Raw genomic sequence first — 13,087 nt, forward strand, 5'->3', positions numbered from 1 at the left:
TCGCTCCGAACAGCCCCCTCTCCCGCTTGCGGGAGAGGGCTGGGGAGAGGGGCTCTTTGCTCTTGCTTGGCGGACCCGTTCACGCCTCCTCCAGCACCACCACCCGCTGCCCCGCCCGCACCGGCGAGCCGGGCTGCACGCGGACCTCGCGGACCACGCCGTCGCGTGGGGCGGTCAGGGGGATCTCCATCTTCATCGACTCGAGGATCACCAGGGTGTCGCCGGCCTTGACGCTGGCGCCCTCGCTCACCTGCACCTGCCAGAGGTTGCCGGCGACGTGGCTTTCGATGGCGTGCTGGCCGGCGCCCAGGGGCGCGTCCTCGCCCAGCTCGGGGGCGACTTCCTCGCTTTCGAAGTGGGCCTGGCCGGAGGCGATCCAGCGTTGCCGCTCGGCGTCGAAGGCGGCGCGCTGGTGGGCGCGGAAGGCCTCGATGCTGTCCGCCTCGCGGGCCAGGAAGGCCTGGTAGTCGGCCAGGCGCAGCTCGCTGTGCTCGATGCGCAGCGGGTAGCGGCCCAGCGGGAAGTCACGACGGATGCGTTGCAGCTCGTCGGCGCTCACCGGGTAGAAGCGGATCTGGTCGAAGAAGCGCAGCAGCCAGGGCTTGCCGGCGAAGGCCTCGACCTCGCGGTAGCGGTTCCACATCTGCAGGGTGCGGCCGACGAACTGGTAGCCGCCGGGGCCTTCCATGCCGTACACGCACAGGTAGGCGCCGCCGATGCCCACGGAGTTCTCGGCGGTCCAGGTGCGCGCCGGGTTGTACTTGGTGGTGACCAGGCGGTGGCGCGGGTCCAGCGGGGTGGCCACCGGCGCGCCGAGGTAGACGTCGCCCAGGCCCATGACCAGGTAGCTGGCCTCGAACACCGTGCGGTACACCGCCTGCAGGTCCGGCAGTTCGTTGATGCGGCGGATGAATTCCAGGTTGCTCGGGCACCAGGGGGCGTCCTTGCGCACCGTGGTCATGTATTTCTCGATGGCCAGTTGGCAGGCCGGGTCGTCCCAGGACAGCGGCAGGTGGACGATTCGCGAGGGCACCTTGAGGTCGCGCGCCGCGCAGACTTCGTTCCAGAGGCCGGCAGCGGTTTCCAGCAGTTGCGCCAGAGGCAGCGTCTCGGGCTGGTAGTGCACCTGCAGCGAGCGGATGCCCGGGGTGAGGTCGATCACGCCGGGCAGCGCCAGGGCCTCCAGCGCCTGCATCAGGGCGTGGGCGCGGAAGCGCAGCACCAGGTCCAGCTCGGGTTGGCCGATTTCCAGCAGCAGGTGGGTGTCGCCGGCCAGGCGGGCGAGCAGGCGGGTGTCATCGCGGCCGAGGTCGAGGACGATGGGCGAGCTTGGCTCGCTTGCTCTCGTAGGAGCGAGCTTGCTCGCGAACCCGGTGCCGAGCTGTTCGCGAGCAAGCTCGCTCCTACGAAGAGCGCGATATTCCGCGGATTGGGAGAGAGCCAAGGCGCGGGCGAAGGGGATGTCGACCGGTTCGAAGCGCACCTTGTCGCCGGCCTTGAGCTGGCCGAGCTGCCAGAGGTCGGCCTCGATCACCGTCACCGGGCAGACGAAGCCGCCCAGGCTGGGGCCGTCGGGGCCGAGGATCACCGGCATGTCGCCGGTGAAGTCCACCGCGCCGATGGCGTAGGGGTTGTCGTGGATGTTCGAGGGGTGCAGGCCGGCCTCGCCGCCGCTGTCGCGCACCCACTCCGGCTTCGGCCCGATCAGGCGCACGCCGGTGCGGCTGGAGTTGAAGTGGACTTCCCAGTCGGTGGCGAAGAAGGTGCGGATGTACGCCGGGGTGAAGTATTCCGGCGCGCCGTGGGGGCCGTAGATCACCCGGATGCGCCGCAGCGCCGGCAGCTCGGTGCGCAGTTCGGCGGGCAGGCTGGCGCCGTGGCGGGCGTCGGCGAGCGGCGCCAGGTGCAGCACGTCGCCGGCGCGCAGGGCGCGGCCGCCGTGGCCGCCGAACTGGCCGAGGGTGAAGGTGCTCTTGCTGCCCAGGTAGTCCGGCAGTTGCAGGCCGCCGCGCAGGCACAGGTAGCTGCGCGCGCCGGCCCCGGCGATGGCGCCGAGGCTCAGGGTGGCGCCGGCGGGCACGAACAGGCTGGTGTCCATGGGCTGCTCGCGGCCGTCCAGTTGCACGGCCAGCGGCGCGCCGGTCACGGCCACCACCGCGTCGGTGTTGAAGCGCAGGCTCGGGCCGCTGAGGGTGATCTCCAGCGCCGCCGCGCCTTCCGGGTTGCCCAGCAGGCGGTTGCCCAGGCGCAGCGCGCGGTCGTCCATCGGCCCCGACGGCGGCACGCCCACGGCCCAGTAGCCGAGGCGGCCGGGGTAGTCCTGCACGCTGGTCTGGGTGCCGGCGCCCAGCACCTCGAAGGTGTCGGCGCGGTAGCGCAGGCCCTCCAGGCAGCGCGTCCAGGGCGAGCCGCTGGCGAAGGGCGCGTCGGCGATGATCTGGCGCAGGTAGGCGCGGTTGCTTTCCACGCCGTACAGCAGGGTGTCCGCCAGGGCGCGGTCGAGGGCGGCGCTGGCCTCGGCGCGGCTGGGCGCCCAGGCGATCAGCTTGGCGATCATCGGGTCGAAGTAGGGCGGTATCTCGCAGCCGGCTTCCACCCAGGTGTCGATGCGCAGGGCCTGGCCGTCGGCCGGCGGGAAGCGCACGGCGGTGAGCAGGCCGGGGCTGGGCTGGAAGTCGCGGCCCGGGTCCTCGGCGTACAGGCGCGCCTGGATGGCGTGGCCGCTGGGCTTGAGTGCGGCGGCCAGTTCGGCCAGCGGCGGCAGGCAGCCGGCGGCCAGTTCGATCATCCAGCGCACCAGGTCGACGCCCCAGACCTGCTCGGTGACGCCGTGCTCCACCTGCAGGCGGGTGTTCACTTCGAGGAAGTAGAAGCGTTCGGCCTCGCTGTCGTAGACGAATTCCACGGTGCCGGCGCTGCGGTAGTTCACCGCTTTGGCCAGCTGGATGGCCGCCGCGCACAGCTCGTCGGCCATGCCGGCCGGCAGGTTCGGCGCCGGGGTTTCCTCCAGCACCTTCTGGTTGCGCCGCTGCACCGAGCAGTCGCGCACGCCGAGGGCGATGACCTCGCCGGCGCCGTCGCCGAACACCTGCACTTCCAGGTGGCGGGCGCGCTGGATGTATTTCTCGATGAACACCCCGGCATCGCTGAAGTTGTTCTGCCCCAGGCGCTTCACCGCGTCGAAGGCTTCGCCCAGCTCCTGCGCCGAGCGGCACACGCGCATGCCGATGCCGCCACCGCCGGCGGTGCTCTTGAGCATCACCGGGTAGCCCACGCGTTCGGCGGCGGCGAGGGCGATGTCGAGGCTTTCCAGCAGGTCGGTGCCTTCGAGCATGGGCACGCCCTGTTCGCGGGCCAGGGCACGGGCGGTGTGCTTCAGGCCGAACAGCCGCAGCTGTTCCGGCGTCGGGCCGACGAAGGCGATGCCGGCGGCCTCGCAGGCTTCGGCGAAAGCGGCGTTCTCGGAGAGGAAGCCGTAGCCGGGGTGGATGGCCTGGGCGCCGCTGGCGCGGGCGGCGGCGAGGATCTTGTCGACCGCGAGGTAGGTGCCGGCGGCGGGGCCGGCGCCCAGCTCGAAGGCTTCGTCGGCCTGCTGCACGTGCAGGCTGGCGGCGTCGGCCTCGGCGTAGACCGCCACGCCGCCCACACGCAGTTCACGAAGCGTCCGCAGGATGCGGCAGGCGATGGCGCCGCGGTTGGCGATCAGGAGCTTGTCGAACATGAGGAAGTCCCCATGGGGTGGCGGGCCGTCCCGCCGTCAGTCGGTGCGCACCACGGTCGTCCGTGGTGGAAACAGGTTCCATAGGATGGGTTGAGCGAAGCGATACCCATCAATCGCCGGAGGATTCGCGATGGGTTTCGCGGGGCTCAACCCATCCTACGGGGGCTCCGTGCAGGCATTGTCCCGAACGGCTCTGGCACAGCAGGAACAGCCAGCGCCGTACCGCTTGCAGCCTGCCGCTTGCAGCTTGCGGCTGCTTCAGTCCCATACCAGCAACTCCGCCGGCGTCGGGCTCCAGCCGTTGCAGGGGTTGTTCAGCTGCGGGCAGTTGGAGATCAGCACGATGATGTCCATGTGCGCGAGCAGTTCGACGTACTTGCCGGCGGCGGAGATGCCGTCCTCGAAGGTCAGGCCGCCCTCGGCGGTGACCGGCACGTTCATGAAGAAGTTGATGTTGTGGCTGATGTCGGCCTTGCCCAGGCGCCCGTCGTGCAGGGCCGCGCGCAGGAAGTTGTCGCGGCAACTGTGCATGTAGCGCTTGTCCAGGGCGTAGCGCACCGTGTTGCTTTCCTGGGCGCAGGCGCCGCCGAGGGTATCGTGGCGGCCGCAGGTGTCGGCGACGATGCTCAGCATGGGGTTGCCGAGGTTGGAGTAGAGCACGCTGCCGGCGCTGAGGTAGACGCTGCCCTGTTTGCGCAGGGTGCGCTGCACGTCGTAGCGCTCGCGCGGGTTGCGCGCGTTGTAGAACAGGGTGTCGACCGCCTGGTTGCCTTCCAGGTCGAGGATGCGCAGGGTCTGCCCGGCCTTGAGTTCGCTCAGGCTGGGTTCGCCGGCATTGATGAGGGTGCGCGAGACGGCGGCTTCGGGGTGCTTGGCGCTGTGGCTGATGGGCATGCAAGTGTCCTCTGTCTATTCAAATGAACAGGCGTTCGGTGTTGTGGAAGCCGCGGCCGTTCTCCGGGCGCGAAGTGCGGCAGAGCACGCTGATGCCGTCGGATTCGACCTTGTGCCAGCTCAGGCCGATGGGCCTGGGCGCGTATTGCGGGTTCGGGTCCATGGGGTGCTGCAGGGCGGTGAGCACCACCAGGGTGTCCATGGGCGCGTACAGCTCGACGTAGTCGCCGGCCTTGGAGTTGCCCTCGGCGAAGCGGAAGCAGCCGTCGGCGTCGACGTCCACGCGGCTGAACAGGTTCAGGCACATCAGCAGGTCCTGCAGGCGCATGTCCCACTTGCCCATTTCCACCAGCAGGTTGTCCGCGCCGTTGCGGTGGAAGCCGTTGCGCAGTTCCTGGTAGCGGCCCTGGCCGTACTTCTCCAGCACTTCGGCGGCGTTGAGCACGCCGCCGAAGCTGTCGTGCCAGCCGCAGGTGTCGGCGCTGATGGCGGCCAGCACCCGGCCCATGTCCGAGTACAGGCAGTGGCCGGCGCTGAGCTTGGCGGTGTGCTGGGCCTTGAGGCTGTCCGGCAGGTTCAGCCGCTCGCTTTTCTCCTGGGCGTTGAACAGCAGCAGGCTGACGTTGGCGCCGCCTTCGAGGTCGGTCAGGCGCAGCAGCTGGCCGCGCTTGAGGACGAAGGAGGTGTGGCCGCCGCCGGGGACGGTTTCTTCGTAGAGGGTGGGGCGCAGGGCGAGGGATGCGGTCATGGGGGTTCCTCAGTAGGCCGGGGTGATCACCGGCGCGGCCGGCTGCTCCAGGCGCGCCGCCAGGGGCGCGGGGAGGGCGGCGCGGGCCGCGCGGCGGTCGGCGTTGAGCGGGATGTCGTAGGTGATGCGGGCGCCGTAGGCGTTGGGCGCCTGCGGGTCGTGGCGGACCTTGTCGAAGACCAGCAGGCGGGTGCCCAGGCTGAAGCCCTCGGACAGGTCGTGGGTAACCATGAACACGGTCAGCTGGGTTTCCCGCCAGAGCTGCAGCAGCAGTTCGTGCATGTCCTTGCGGATGCCCGGGTCGAGGGCGCCGAAGGGTTCGTCGAGCAGCAGTACGCGCGGCTTCATCACCAGCGCCTGGGCGATGGCCAGGCGCTGCTGCATGCCGCCGGAGAGCGCGCTGGGGTACTTGTCCAGGGCATGGCCGAGGCCGACCTTGCGCAGCAGTTCGGCGGCCTGTTCACGGGCCTCGCGGCGGGCCGCGCCGAACAGCCGGCCGAGCAGTTTCGAGCGCGGCAGCTCCAGACCCAGGGCGACGTTGTCGAGCACGCTCAGGTGCGGGAACACCGAGTAGCGCTGGAACACCACGCCGCGGCTCGGGTCGGGTTCGGCGGCCAGGCGCTTGCCGTCCAGCAGCAGTTCGCCGCGGCTGGGGCGCTCCTGGCCCAGCAGCAGGCGCAGGAAGGTGGACTTGCCGCAGCCGGAGGCGCCGACCAGGGTGCAGAACTCGCCTTCGGCGACGCGCAGGTTCAGGCGTTCGAGGATCACGTTGCCGGCGTATTCCTGCCAGACGTTGTTCACGTCGATGAAGCTCATGCCTTGCCTCCTTCGTACCAGGGGAAGGCGCGCCGGGTGAGCATGCGCAGGGCCCAGTCCATCAGCCAGGCGAGCAGGGTGATCCAGGCCACGTAGGGCAGGATCACGTCCATGGCCAGGTAGCGGCGCACGAGGAAGATGCGATAGCCCAGGCCGTCGGTGGCGGCGATGGCCTCGGCGGCGATGAGGAACAGCCAGGCCGAGCCGAGCATCAGCCGCAGCGAGACCAGCAGGCGCGGCAGCAGCTGCGGCAGCACCACGCGCAGGATCAGCGTCCAGGTGCTGGCGCCGAGGGTCTGCGCCTTGATCAGCAGCTCGTTGGGGATTTCCCGGGCGCGCTGCTCGATGTCGCGGGCGATGCAGGGGGCGACGCCGATGACGATCAGCACCACCTTGGACAGCTCGCCCAGGCCGAAGACGATGAACAGCACCGGCAATATCGCCAGCGGCGGGATCATCGACAGCACCGTGAGCAGCGGCGACAGCGGCGCGCCGAACAGCGGCACGCTGCCGGCGGCGATGCCCAGCACCAGGCCGAGCAGGGCGGCGATGCCCAGGCCCAGGCCGAGGCGCTGCAGGCTGGCGCCGGTGTCGCCCCAGAACAGCACTTCGCCGGTGCGCTTGTCTTCGTGCAAGGCCAGGCGCTGGACGGCGTCGGCCATCTGCGCGACGCCGGGCAGCAGCTTGTCGTTGGGGTTCTCCGCCAGCCGCGCCGCCGAGCCGGTGAGGTAGGCGAACAGCAGCAGGGCGAAGGGCAGCAGCACCAGGAACAGGCGGCCGCCGCGCTGGGGGTGGAGGTTGATCAGGCGCATGGTTCCCTACCTGTTTTTCATTGGGTTCCCGCGTTCGCGGGAATGACGCTGGGGGAAGGAGCTTCGTCTCGTCATCCCCGCGAACGCGGGGAACCAGAAACCACGCGTCAGAGCTTGCCGTCGGCGGCCAGCTGCACGTAGGTCGGGTCGAAGCGCAGCTTGAGGTTGCCGGCGTCGCCGTAGCTGGCGCCGCCGGCGAAGCTCATGCCCACCGCGTCGGCCGACTTGGCGCCTTCGCCGAGCAGGCCGTGGGCGAAGGAGAACTTCGCAACGCGCTGCATGGTTTCCGCCAGCGCCGGGCTGGTGGCGAAGGCCAGGGCCTCGGCCGGGGTGGCGAACAGCCGGGTGGTGGCCAGCTGCGCCTGGTAGCCGGAGAGGTCGGTGCCCGAGGCCTTGGCCATGTGTTCCAGGGCGGCCTTGGCTTGCGCGTCGTCGGCCTTCATCAGCGCCACCGTCTCGAACCAGGCGCCGGCCAGGGCCTTGCCCAGGGCCGGGTTGTCCTTCAGCGTCCGGCTGTTGACCACCATCATGTCCATGATCTCGCCGGGCACCTTGCTGGAGTCGAACACCTCGCTGGTGCCGGGCTTGGCGCGGGCCTCGGCGAGCATCGGGTTCCAGGTGGTCACCGCCTGCACCTCGTCGGTGTTGAAGGCCGCGGCGATGTCGGCGTCGGAGGTGTTCACGGTCTTCACGTCCTTCTCGCTCAGCCCTGCGTGTTCCAGGGCGCGGGCCAGCAGGTAGTGGGAGACCGACAGTTCCACCAGGTTGATGTCCATGCCCTTGAGGTCGGCGACGGTCTTGCCCGCGCCCTTGACCACGATGCCGTCGTTGCCGTTGGAGAAGTCGCTGACGATCAGCGCGGTGGAGTCCACGCCGCCGGCGGCGGGGATGGTCAGGGCGTCCATGTTGGTCATGGTGCAGCCGTCGAACTGGCCGGCGGTGTACTGGTTGATCGACTCGATGTAGTCGTTGAGCTGGGTGACCTTGATCTGGATGCCGTACTTCTTCGCCCACTTGTCGACGATGCCGTGGCTGGCGGCGTATTCCCAGGGCATCCAGCCGGCGTAGATGGTCCAGCAGAGGTTGAAGCTGTCCTTGGGCGCGGCGGAGGCGCCGAGGCTTAGGGCTGTCAGGGCTGCGGCGAGCAGGGCGGGCAGACGGGGCTTGCGCATGGGGAACCTCCGGTTGGTTGTCGGGCGGGCAGGAGTCGGGCGGCTAGGTCGCGCTCTTCTCCCGGGCTTTTGTCCCGCCGTGTAACCTCGCTGGAGGTCGATGGCTCTCGGACCAGTCACTCGCCATGCGAGCCGGAACCCTAGCCATCCATTTTCGAATTGTGGTGCCGCCGGCCCGCGTTGGCGGGCGATTCCTGCACGCCGCTGACAAAGCGAGGGGCGTGCCAACTTCGCCCAGGGCCCGTGGCAGAAGGCTTGGCTCCGCCGGGCAGGGTGTTGCGCCGGGCCGCCATGCGCCCTGATGAGGCACGCCGCCACATCCTGGTGCGCCAGTCGAAAGTCGGTGTCGGCCGGCGCGCGGCCCGCGGCAGACTGCGCGGACCATCCACCCCATCGGAGTCGCCCATGTCGCACCTGCTGTCCTTCGCCAAGGGCGCGCTGGCCATGTTCTGGCTGGCCGCCGCGGTCAACCTGCTGTACCCGTTCGGCGAGCTGTACCGCCCGCTGCTGTCGCTTTCGGTCGTGCTGCTGGCGGTGCATGCCGGCGAGGTGCTGCTGCTGGGCCGGCGCCTGAAGGCGCGCCGGCAACCCTGGCTGGAGCGCCTGCAGGTGCTGTTCTTCGGCGTGCTGCACCTGCCCGCGCTGCGGGTAAATCCGTGATTTACATAAGCTTTACCCTGTAGCCGGGCACCGCCGCCGGGGCGCCGGGTCTGATCGTTTAAGCCGCTGATTCGAAGCGGATGCCGATCAGGAGTTAGCCATGCGTCGCCTTCTCGTTGCCCTGCTGTTGTTCCTGCCGCTGTCCGGCTGCGTGGTCTACGAACACGACCATGGCGGCTGGCGCGGTGGCCATCGCTACTACGCGCCTCCGCCGCCGCCGGTGCGCTACGCCCCGGCCCCCGGCTACTACTGGCATCGCTGATGCCCCTGCTGACGGCACCTTCGGGTGCCGTCAGTCGTTCTGCGCCGGGCCTTCGACGCCCTGGCCATCGACCTGCAGCAACAGCTCGACGAATGCCTGCGCCGCCGGCGACAGACTGCGGCTGGCGTGGCGCACCAGGCCGTAGGCCGAGCCGCGCAGCGCGGCGTCGCCGGCCTGGCGCGGCCAGGGCAGGGTGGCCAGGCGCCCGGCGGCGACGTCGGCGGCCACCACGTCGGCCACCGCCAGGCACAGCACGTCGCTGCCGCGCACCAGTTCCTTGAGCATCAGCACGTCGTCGCATTGCACGTCCAGCGGCTGCTCGCGGCCCAGGCTGCGCGCCAGGCGCTGGTGGGCGTCGCGCGGCAGGCGCGGGCCGGCCAGCGGGTAGTCGCGCAGGTCGTCGATGGCCAGGCGCCCGCGCGCCAGCAGCGGGTGGCCGGGGCGGCAGAACAGCAGGCTGTCGTGCTCGCGCAGCGGCTGGATGTCCAGGCGCGGGTCGCCCAGCAGTTCGCGGCAGTCGGCGACGAACAGTTCCAGCTCATCGTCCAGCAGGCGCCGGTGCAGCAGCTGCCAGTTCTCGATGGCCAGCGCCACGCTGACCCGCGGGTGGGCCCGGCTGAAGGCCGCGAGGGTCTGCGGCAGCAGGCGCGCGGCGGGGAAGGGGCCGGCGCCCAGGCGCAGTTCGCCGGCCTCCAGGTTGCCCAGCTGGCTCACCGCGTTGTCCAGCGCGCGGCTGCCGGCCAGCAGGCGGCGGGCGTGCTCCAGCACCAGCCGGCCGTGGGCGGTCAGGCTGATGCCGCGCGGGTTGCGGTCCAGCAGACGGCAGTCGAGCTGGCTTTCCAGGGCCTGGATGCTGCGCGAGAGCGCCGGCTGGCTGAGGTTCACCGCTTCGGCGGCGCGGGCGAAGTGGCCGTGTTCGGCGAGGGCGACGAAATGGCGGAGCTGGCGCAGGTCGGTCATGCTTGGTATGCATCAGGATCGGTAAAGGAATGCATTGGAATTATTGCCATGCCTGCCGGCATAGTGCCAGGCATTCCCATAACAAGAACCGGAGTTTTCCATGCTGCGCCTTTCCGCCGCCGTCCTGCTGGCCGGCCTGTCGCCCGTGCTGCTCGCCGCCGACGACCCCGCCGATGCGCCCAAGCCGCCCAGCGCCTTCACCGTGGCCCTGCAGCAGAAGGTCCGCGAGGCGCTGCCGTTCAACGACCGCAGCGACTTCGCGCGGGTCGAGCAGGGCCTGATCAAGCGCCCGGAGCAGCTGGTGATCCGCAACGAGGACGGCAGCGTGGCTTGGCAACTGGGCGGCTTCGGCTTCCTCGATGCCGGCCAGGACATCGACAGCATCAACCCCAGCCTGCAGCGCCAGGCCCTGCTCAACCTCAAGTACGGGCTGTACAAGGTCGCCGACGGCATCTACCAGGTGCGCGGCTTCGACCTGGCCAACATCACCTTCGTCCAGGGCGACAGCGGCTGGATCATCATCGACACCCTGACCACCCCGGCCACTTCCAAGGCTGCCTATGCCCTGGTCAGCCAGGAGCTGGGGCAGAAGCCGATCAAGGCGATCATCTACAGCCACGCCCACGTCGACCATTTCGGCGGGGTGAAGGGCCTGGTGAGCCAGGAACAGGTGGACAAGGGCGAGGTGCAGATCATCGCGCCCAAGGGCTTCATGGAGTCGGCGATCAAGGAGAACGTGCTGGCCGGCAACGCCATGCTGCGCCGCGCCACCTACCAGTACGGCACCGAGCTGCCCCAGGGCCCGCGGGGGCTGGTGGACATGGCCATCGGCAAGGCCGTCGCCCACGGGCCGATGAGCCTGATCGCGCCGACCCGGCTGATCGAGAAGGACGACGAGCAACTGCGCATCGACGGCGTCGACTTCGCCTTCCAGAACACCCCCGGCACCGAGTCGCCCTCGGAGATGAACGTCTGGCTGCCGAAGCAGAAGGCCCTGCTGATGGCCGAGAACGTCACCGGCACCCTGCACAACCTCTACACCCTGCGCGGCGCCGAGACCCGCGACGCGCTGGGCTGGAGCAAGTACATCAACGAGGCGCTGCACCGCTACGGCAACCAGGCCGAGGTGATGTTCGCCGTGCACAACTGGCCGCGCTGGGGGCATGAGGACATCGTCCGCACCCTGGAGAAGCAGCGCGACCTCTACGGCTACCTCAACGATCAGAGCCTGCACCTGGCCAACCAGGGCGTGACCATCAACCAGATCCACGAGCGCTTCCAACTGCCGCCGGAGCTGGCCAACGAGTGGTACAACCGCGGCTACCACGGCTCGGTCAGCCACAACGTGCGCGCGGTGGTGAACAAGTACCTGGGCTACTACGACGGCAACCCGGCCACCCTCAACCCGCTGGCGCCGGAGGATTCGGCGAAGAAGTACGTGGAATTCATGGGCGGTGCCGAGCACGTGCTGCAGATGGCGCAGAAATCCTTCGACCAGGGCGAGTACCGCTGGGTGGTGGAGGTGGTCAACAAGCTGGTCTTCGCCGAGCCGGATAACCAGGCTGCCCGCCGCCTGCAGGCCGACGCCCTGGAGCAGCTGGGCTACCAGGCGGAGAACGCCGGCTGGCGCAACAGCTACCTGGCCGCGGCGGACGAACTGCGCCACGGCGTGCCGCGCGACCTGCCGTCGCTGAAGACCTCCAGCGCCGACGCCCTGGCCGCGATGGACACCGGCCTGCTGTTCGACTACCTGGGCGTGCGCCTGAACGCCGGCAAGGCCGAGGGCGAGGACTTCGCCATCAACCTGGTGTTGCCGGACATCGGCCAGGAATACCTGCTGGAGCTGAAGAACTCGCACCTGAACAACATCCGCGGCGTGCACAGCGAGGACGCCGGGCAGACGGTGACCATCGACCGCGCCGACCTCAACCGCCTACTGCTCAAGGAGGCCAACCCGGTGGTGCTGATCGCCCAGGGCAAGCTGAAGAGCTCGGGCAATCCGCTGTTGCTGGCCAAGCTGTTCGGGATGCTGGATGACTTCGAGTTCTGGTTCGATATCGCCACGCCGGAGAAGCGGGAGGGGTGATCGCGTGGCTTTGCTTTTTGTAGGAGCGAGCTTGCTCGCGAACCGCACGGCACCGCGCCCGTTCGCGAGCAAGCTCGCTCCTACGAAGGGCGGATCGGCATGGGGCATCGGTGTTCCGGCCGGCGGCGTATAACCGCGAACGGTTATACGCCCTACGCCGCCCCACCCGCGGTGTTCCCTTGTAGGAGCGCGCCCTGCGCGCGAAATCGCGGGCAGGGCCCGCTCCTACAATGTTCCGGTCAATAGGCCACGGTGAAGCGCTGGCGGTGGTGGGCGGGGCGTTCTGCTTCGTCGAGCATGGCCACGGCCAGGTCGGGGAGGGAGATGCGGCTTTCGTCTTTGGCGCCGAACAGCACCTGGTCGCCGCCGATGCGGAAGCTGCCGGTGCGTTGTTCGCCTTCGAGGAGCATGGCCGGGCTGAGGAAGGCCCAGTCCAGGTCCTTTTCGCCGCGCAGTTGGTCGAGGGCGTCGGCGGCGCCCAGGGCACCCTGTTTCCAGGCTTCCGGGAATTCCGGGCTGTCCACCAGGCGCTGGCCGGGGGCGATTTCCAGGCTGCCGGCGCCGCCGAGCACCAGCAGGCGCTTCACCCCGGCGGCCTTGGCGCCGTCGAGGATGGCCTGGCTGCCGCGGGCATGGGCGGCGCGGATGTCCGGGTTGCCCCAGCCGGCGTTGAAGGCGCTGATGACCACGTCATGGCCGGCCACCGCCTTGGCCACCTGTGCGGCGTCGTAGACGTCGGCGCGCACGACGGTGAGGCCGGCGCGGTCGGCCAGCTTGGCCGGGTCGCGGACCAGCGCCGTCACCAGCAGGCCGCGGCGCAGGGCTTCTTCCAGGAAGTAATGGCCGACATGGCCGGTGGCACCGATCAGGGCGATTTTCATCGTTAAGCTCCAGGGCAAAGGCCGTAGCACGGCGGAATGGCGCCCATGATCGGCCTTGCCCTGCGCGGGAAAAAC

The 13,087-nt window shown here is 69.6% G+C and carries 11 protein-coding genes and 1 riboswitch; of the genes, 3 read left to right on the forward strand and 8 right to left on the reverse strand.

What is annotated here, in order from left to right; genetic code table 11:
* Window positions 1–79: 79 nt before the first annotated feature.
* From uca to M8R19_RS28460, 6 genes are all read right to left on the reverse strand, one after another.
* Complete coding sequence (gene uca / locus M8R19_RS28435; protein ID WP_249919586.1) at window positions 80–3,721, reverse strand: urea carboxylase; 3,642 nt, start codon at window positions 3,719–3,721, stop codon at window positions 80–82.
* Window positions 3,722–3,979: 258 nt separating this feature from the next.
* A complete protein-coding gene (locus M8R19_RS28440; RefSeq protein ID WP_249919587.1) occupies window positions 3,980–4,615 on the reverse strand; it encodes an urea amidolyase associated protein UAAP2 in 636 nt (211 codons plus the stop codon).
* 19 nt (window positions 4,616–4,634) lie between these two features.
* On the reverse strand, window positions 4,635–5,363 hold the full coding sequence (locus M8R19_RS28445) for an urea amidolyase associated protein UAAP1 (protein WP_249919588.1): 729 nt from the start codon (window positions 5,361–5,363) through the stop codon (window positions 4,635–4,637).
* Window positions 5,364–5,372: 9 nt separating this feature from the next.
* Window positions 5,373–6,179: an ABC transporter ATP-binding protein gene (locus M8R19_RS28450; protein ID WP_249919589.1), complete on the reverse strand. Its 807-nt coding sequence runs from the start codon at window positions 6,177–6,179 to the stop codon at window positions 5,373–5,375.
* Window positions 6,176–6,991, reverse strand: coding sequence for an ABC transporter permease (locus tag M8R19_RS28455; RefSeq protein ID WP_249919590.1), 816 nt, complete (start codon window positions 6,989–6,991; stop codon window positions 6,176–6,178). The genes M8R19_RS28450 and M8R19_RS28455 overlap by 4 nt, the downstream gene beginning before the upstream one ends.
* A 107-nt stretch (window positions 6,992–7,098) precedes the next feature.
* Window positions 7,099–8,163 (reverse strand): putative urea ABC transporter substrate-binding protein, encoded by a 1,065-nt coding sequence (locus M8R19_RS28460; RefSeq protein WP_249919591.1) that lies wholly within the window; start codon window positions 8,161–8,163, stop codon window positions 7,099–7,101.
* Window positions 8,164–8,219: 56 nt separating this feature from the next.
* Window positions 8,220–8,318, reverse strand: a riboswitch (guanidine-I (ykkC/yxkD leader).
* Between the two features lie 250 nt (window positions 8,319–8,568).
* On the opposite strand from M8R19_RS28460, the gene M8R19_RS28465 reads away from it, so the two are divergent.
* Window positions 8,569–8,823, forward strand: coding sequence for a DUF1145 domain-containing protein (locus tag M8R19_RS28465; RefSeq protein ID WP_043318182.1), 255 nt, complete (start codon window positions 8,569–8,571; stop codon window positions 8,821–8,823).
* A gap of 100 nt (window positions 8,824–8,923) precedes the next feature.
* Window positions 8,924–9,085 carry a hypothetical protein gene (locus M8R19_RS28470; RefSeq protein WP_009618749.1) on the forward strand — a complete coding sequence of 54 codons (162 nt, stop codon included), beginning with the start codon at window positions 8,924–8,926 and terminating at the stop codon, window positions 9,083–9,085.
* A 30-nt stretch (window positions 9,086–9,115) separates the two neighbouring features.
* Here M8R19_RS28470 and M8R19_RS28475 read toward each other — a convergent pair whose 3' ends face one another.
* Window positions 9,116–10,045 carry a LysR family transcriptional regulator gene (locus M8R19_RS28475; protein WP_249919592.1) on the reverse strand — a complete coding sequence of 310 codons (930 nt, stop codon included), beginning with the start codon at window positions 10,043–10,045 and terminating at the stop codon, window positions 9,116–9,118.
* Between the two features lie 100 nt (window positions 10,046–10,145).
* Here M8R19_RS28475 and M8R19_RS28480 point away from each other — a divergent pair, with 100 nt between their 5' ends.
* The gene (locus tag M8R19_RS28480; RefSeq protein ID WP_249919593.1) at window positions 10,146–12,131 is read left to right on the forward strand and encodes a linear primary-alkylsulfatase SdsA1; all 1,986 of its coding nucleotides are present in this window, start codon (window positions 10,146–10,148) and stop codon (window positions 12,129–12,131) included.
* Window positions 12,132–12,370: 239 nt separating this feature from the next.
* On the opposite strand, the gene M8R19_RS28485 is transcribed toward M8R19_RS28480, so the two are convergent.
* Entirely contained in the window at window positions 12,371–13,012 is a 642-nt protein-coding gene (locus M8R19_RS28485; RefSeq protein WP_249919594.1) for an NAD(P)-dependent oxidoreductase, read from the reverse strand.
* Window positions 13,013–13,087: the final 75 nt, after the last annotated feature.

Source organism: Pseudomonas sp. R3.Fl (assembly GCF_023516765.1).
Classification (GTDB): Bacteria; Pseudomonadota; Gammaproteobacteria; order Pseudomonadales; family Pseudomonadaceae; genus Pseudomonas; species Pseudomonas citronellolis.

What these genes read in the sequence shown, in the direction of transcription:
- M8R19_RS28485 (WP_249919594.1), bottom strand. Translation starts at nt 13,012, where the DNA reads ATGAAAATCGCCCTGATCGGTGCCACCGGCCATGTCGGCCATTACTTC.
- M8R19_RS28460 (WP_249919591.1), bottom strand. Translation starts at nt 8,163, where the DNA reads ATGCGCAAGCCCCGTCTGCCCGCCCTGCTCGCCGCAGCCCTGACAGCC.
- M8R19_RS28450 (WP_249919589.1), bottom strand. Translation starts at nt 6,179, where the DNA reads ATGAGCTTCATCGACGTGAACAACGTCTGGCAGGAATACGCCGGCAAC.
- M8R19_RS28445 (WP_249919588.1), bottom strand. Translation starts at nt 5,363, where the DNA reads ATGACCGCATCCCTCGCCCTGCGCCCCACCCTCTACGAAGAAACCGTC.
- M8R19_RS28470 (WP_009618749.1), top strand. Translation starts at nt 8,924, where the DNA reads ATGCGTCGCCTTCTCGTTGCCCTGCTGTTGTTCCTGCCGCTGTCCGGC.
- M8R19_RS28455 (WP_249919590.1), bottom strand. Translation starts at nt 6,991, where the DNA reads ATGCGCCTGATCAACCTCCACCCCCAGCGCGGCGGCCGCCTGTTCCTG.
- M8R19_RS28465 (WP_043318182.1), top strand. Translation starts at nt 8,569, where the DNA reads ATGTCGCACCTGCTGTCCTTCGCCAAGGGCGCGCTGGCCATGTTCTGG.
- M8R19_RS28480 (WP_249919593.1), top strand. Translation starts at nt 10,146, where the DNA reads ATGCTGCGCCTTTCCGCCGCCGTCCTGCTGGCCGGCCTGTCGCCCGTG.
- uca (WP_249919586.1), bottom strand. Translation starts at nt 3,721, where the DNA reads ATGTTCGACAAGCTCCTGATCGCCAACCGCGGCGCCATCGCCTGCCGC.
- M8R19_RS28440 (WP_249919587.1), bottom strand. Translation starts at nt 4,615, where the DNA reads ATGCCCATCAGCCACAGCGCCAAGCACCCCGAAGCCGCCGTCTCGCGC.
- M8R19_RS28475 (WP_249919592.1), bottom strand. Translation starts at nt 10,045, where the DNA reads ATGACCGACCTGCGCCAGCTCCGCCATTTCGTCGCCCTCGCCGAACAC.